At 44.4% G+C, this 4,400-nt stretch carries 3 protein-coding genes; all 3 read right to left on the bottom strand.

The features are described from left to right. Positions 1–91 precede the first annotated feature (91 nt). The 3 genes from pepT to WMO25_RS15410 all read right to left on the bottom strand — a co-directional run bounded on the left by pepT (position 92) and on the right by WMO25_RS15410 (position 4,065). Positions 92–1,324: a peptidase T gene (gene pepT / locus WMO25_RS15420; protein ID WP_349086065.1), complete on the bottom strand. Its 1,233-nt coding sequence runs from the start codon at positions 1,322–1,324 to the stop codon at positions 92–94. A gap of 22 nt (positions 1,325–1,346) precedes the next feature. Beyond that, complete coding sequence (locus tag WMO25_RS15415) at positions 1,347–1,868, bottom strand: nitroreductase (RefSeq protein WP_117527114.1); 522 nt, start codon at positions 1,866–1,868, stop codon at positions 1,347–1,349. A gap of 205 nt (positions 1,869–2,073) precedes the next feature. Next, positions 2,074–4,065: a sodium-translocating pyrophosphatase gene (locus tag WMO25_RS15410; RefSeq protein ID WP_349086062.1), complete on the bottom strand. Its 1,992-nt coding sequence runs from the start codon at positions 4,063–4,065 to the stop codon at positions 2,074–2,076. Positions 4,066–4,400: the final 335 nt, after the last annotated feature.

Here is a 4,400-nt window from a genome sequence, read left to right as displayed (position 1 = left end):
AGTGTTCAGCTTGGATTCGCTCATCTCCACTTCATCACCGGCCTTCAGAAGATCCGGTCTTTCCATTCGAAATGAAACTTCCTGTTTCAACTTATTCACCAACCTTAAAAGATGCGTAGCGCTTCAAAACGCCGAGGATCAGATCAACAGACAAATCCATGCCCTCTGCTGTGATATGCTCATAAGGGCCATGATAAGCATAACCACCTGTACCGATATCCGGACAAGGCAGTCCCCTGAAACTGAGCTGTGCACCGTCTGTACCGCCTCTGACAGGCACGATCAGCGGTTTCAGGCCAATTTCCTCAGCAGCTGCTTTCGCATTCTCGATCAGATGGAAATGCGGCAGAATCTTCTCGGACATATTACGGTACTGCTCTGTAATGGTCAGTTCCACAGTGCCTTCACCATAACGGCCATTTAAGACAGTCTGGATATGCTGCAGTTCTTTTTTGCGCAGTTCAAAGGCCGCCAGATCATGATCTCTGACAATATACTGCATCTCGGCCTTTTCTACATTACCGCTCATATCTGTCAGATGATAGAAGCCTTCATAGTCTTCCGTATGTTCCGGTCTGTCCGCTGCCGGCAGCATCTGATGCAGCTCCCATGCCACGTTCAGTGCATTGATCATCGTATCTTTGGCACTTCCCGGATGGACATTGAAACCGTTGATCACAAATTTGGCTGCACAGGCATTGAAATTCTCATAGGTGATTTCGCCTTCTTCGCCGCCGTCGATGGTATAGGCATAATCCGCACCAAAAGCATCCAGATCAAGGGCTGAGGCACCGCTTCCCACTTCTTCATCCGGTGTAAAAGCAATACAGATCTTGCCGTGCGGAATGTTTTCTTTGATCAGATGTTCAACAACTGTCATGATCTCCGCAATACCGGCTTTGTCATCCGCACCAAGCACTGTTGTACCATCTGTTACAATCAGTGTTCTGCCCTTTAAAGACGGCAGATGTGGAAATTGTGCCGGGCTCAGTGTTCTTCCACTGTCTCCCAGTACGACGTCCCCACCGTCATAATTCTCAATAATTCTCGGCTTCACATGCTCACCACAGAAATCCGGCACTGTATCCAGATGGGCAATCAGACCGATGGCCGGCGCATCCTCATATCCCAGTGTTGCCGGCAGTGTGCCGTACACACAGCATAAATCACTGACACGTGCATCTTCAATGCCAAGTGCCTTCATTTCAGGAACCAGCATGTTCGCCAGATCAAACTGACGCTGGGTGGTTGGTGTTGTCTCACTGAATTCATCACTGGCTGTGTGGACAACGACATAATTTAATAAACGTTCATAAGCTCTCATTCTCTATTTCCCCGCTTCCTTTTTATTTCACGCAGTAAACGTAATTCTCTTTTCTAGGCATGGCTTTTGGCTCTTCTCCATCTGTATATCCCAGCACACAGTGGCCAATACCTTCATAATCGCCTTCAATACCAAGTGACTTTAAGAAGGCCTTGCCTTCTGCGGATTCAAATTCCTCTTTGGCTCTGTGAATCCAGCAGCTGCCAATGCCTTCTGCATGAGCAGCAAGCATGAGATTGCCCATCACCAGACTGCCGTCATAAACATAGGTTGGTCTTGCTTTATCTGCCAGAACAATCAGCACAACCGGTGCACCATAAAATGGATCAGAATCCACACCCATGATCTCTGCATTCATCTTCGAAAACTTGTCACGGATTTCTTTATTCGTCACCGCAATAATGATGGGTGACTGCTTGCCCATACCCGTTGCTGCATAGGTGCCCGCTTCGATAATCCGATTGAGCACATCCTCCGGAATCATATCCGGTTTATATTTTCTGATACTTCTTCTTGTCTTCATATTATTGATAACTTCACTCATTTGATAGAACCTCCATGATAATTCAAGATTTACCCGCGCATTTTCATATGAAACCCGAGTCTGCTCCGCAGACATAGTGTTCATCCAAATCTCCGGGCCGCTGTTATTAAGTATACACCAAAAAACAAAAAAAAGCGATACCGTTCAAATGAACGATACCGCTTTTATGTTGTCTACATAGATTCTATGTAGTGATGATTCATAATTAGTTAAGAATACCGATAAATACTGAAGAGAATACTAATGCAACGATTGTCATCAGTTTGATCAGGATGTTGATAGCAGGGCCTGATGTATCCTTGAATGGGTCACCGACTGTATCACCAACAACTGCAGCTTTATGAGCTTCAGAACCCTTGCCGCCGTGATTGCCGTTCTCAATGTATTTCTTAGCATTATCCCAAGCACCACCTGCGTTGGACATGAAGATCGCCATCATAACACCTGTTACAAGGGAACCTGCAAGCATACCGCCTACAGCTTCTGTACCAAGAAGGAAACCAATGATGAGTGGAGCAACAACTGCCATAACGCCTGGAATAATCATTTCACGAAGAGCAGCCTTTGTAGAAATATCTACACACTTTGTATAATCAGGTTTGCTCTTACCTTCCATGATACCAGGAATCTCTCTGAACTGTCTACGAACTTCCTCGATCATAGAATATGCAGCCTTAGATACAGATTCCATTGTGAAAGCTGAGAAAAGGAATGGCAGCATACCACCGATCAGAAGACCGATAATTGTTGTATAAGAAAGAATGTTGATTGCTGAAAGGTTAACCTGCTGAGCGTAGGACATGAAAAGTGCCATAGCTGTCAGTGCAGCAGAACCGATAGCGAAACCTTTACCCATAGCAGCTGTTGTGTTACCTACAGCATCAAGGGAGTCTGTAATTTCACGAACGGACTCATCAAGGTAAGACATTTCTGCGATACCACCGGCATTATCAGCGATAGGACCATAAGCATCAACAGCAACTGTGATACCTGTTGTAGAAAGCATACCTACAGCTGCAAGTGCGATACCGTAAAGGCCGCAGCACTTGTAAGCAACAAAGATACCTACACAGATCAGTACAAGCGGAATAGCTGTGGACTGCATACCTACAGCAAGACCGGAAATAATTGTTGTAGCAGCACCAGTTTCAGACTGTTCAGCAATCTTCTTAACTGAGCCGTAATCACCGGATGTATAAACCTCTGTGATAATACCGATGATCAGACCAACGATCAGACCAGCGATGATAGCAACAGCAGGCATGATAGAACCAAGATAATATACAGACAATGCAATGGCACCGATAACAACAATGGCATCAGCTGTATATTCACCTCTGTTGAGGGCTTTCTGTGGGTTACCGCCTTCTTTGCCCTGTACCATGAATGTACCGATAACAGAAGCAACGATACCCAGAGCAGATAAGATTGCAGGGAAGATTGCAGCTTTCGCTGTATCCAGTGTGATCGCACCGAAAGAACCTGCAAGACCAAGAGTGATAGCAGAAATAAGAGAACCTGCATAAGACTCGAAAAGGTCAGCACCCATACCGGCAACGTCACCTACGTTATCACCTACGTTATCGGCGATTGTAGCAGGATTACGAGGGTCATCCTCAGGGATACCAGCTTCTACCTTACCTACAAGGTCAGCACCAACGTCAGCAGCTTTTGTATAAATACCACCACCAACACGGGCAAAAAGAGCGATAGAAGATGCACCAAGGGAGAAACCGAAAAGAACATCTGCATCACCTGTGATTACATACAGACCAGCTACACCAAGAAGACCAAGGCCTGCAACACACATACCCATAACGGCACCACCGGAGAATGCAACATTAAGTGCTTTGTTCATACCATTTGTTCTTGCTGCATTGGCTGTTCTGACATTCGCCTTAGTAGCTACTGTCATACCACAATAACCAGCGATGATAGAAAGAACAGCACCGCAAAGGAAGCAAACTGCTGTAAGTGGATTTCTTAAGAAACAAAGAACAACGAAGAGCACTACGATAAAGATTGCAAGAATTCTGTATTCAGCAAAAAGGAATGCTCTTGCACCTTCTGCGATAGCAGAAGCGATTTCTTTCATACGGTCTGTACCAGCATCAACGGCATTAACTCTCTTTGTCAAAACAAAGGCGAATACCAGACCGATGAGTGCGCAGATAACTGCGACATACATGAGATTCATAATTAAACTCCTTTCTCTTTCTTAAACGTTTAATTTTGAGCATAAATTATGCAGATGTAATCATACAATCTGCATACTGGTCATGCCTTAAATATTATCCGATTTTTTTTGGAAAGTCAACCGTTACCATTAAATTATTATAAAAAAGTATTAAAAATTTGCAAATATCGTTGTTTTTTTAACATGGAAATATCAAGATTCGTTTTATTTTAATTCCAGACGCATGTCAATCAATTCCTGATATTCCCCTGTTCTCAGACGAAAAGCCTCCGGATTTCTTCCATATTCAATGAAACCTGCCCTCTTATACATTTCAACTGCCCTCTCATTCTCAG

This window comes from Coprococcus intestinihominis, assembly GCF_040096555.1.
GTDB lineage: Bacteria > Bacillota > Clostridia > Lachnospirales > Lachnospiraceae > Coprococcus_A > Coprococcus_A intestinihominis.
Note: the sequence above shows the minus strand (reverse complement) of the source record. Positions and strands in the feature narration are given on the sequence as shown.

Coding starts and splice junctions, on each gene's coding strand:
- pepT (WP_349086065.1), bottom strand. CDS start 1,324: ATGAGAGCTTATGAACGTTTATTAAATTATGTCGTTGTCCACACAGCC.
- WMO25_RS15410 (WP_349086062.1), bottom strand. CDS start 4,065: ATGAATCTCATGTATGTCGCAGTTATCTGCGCACTCATCGGTCTGGTA.
- WMO25_RS15415 (WP_117527114.1), bottom strand. CDS start 1,868: ATGAGTGAAGTTATCAATAATATGAAGACAAGAAGAAGTATCAGAAAA.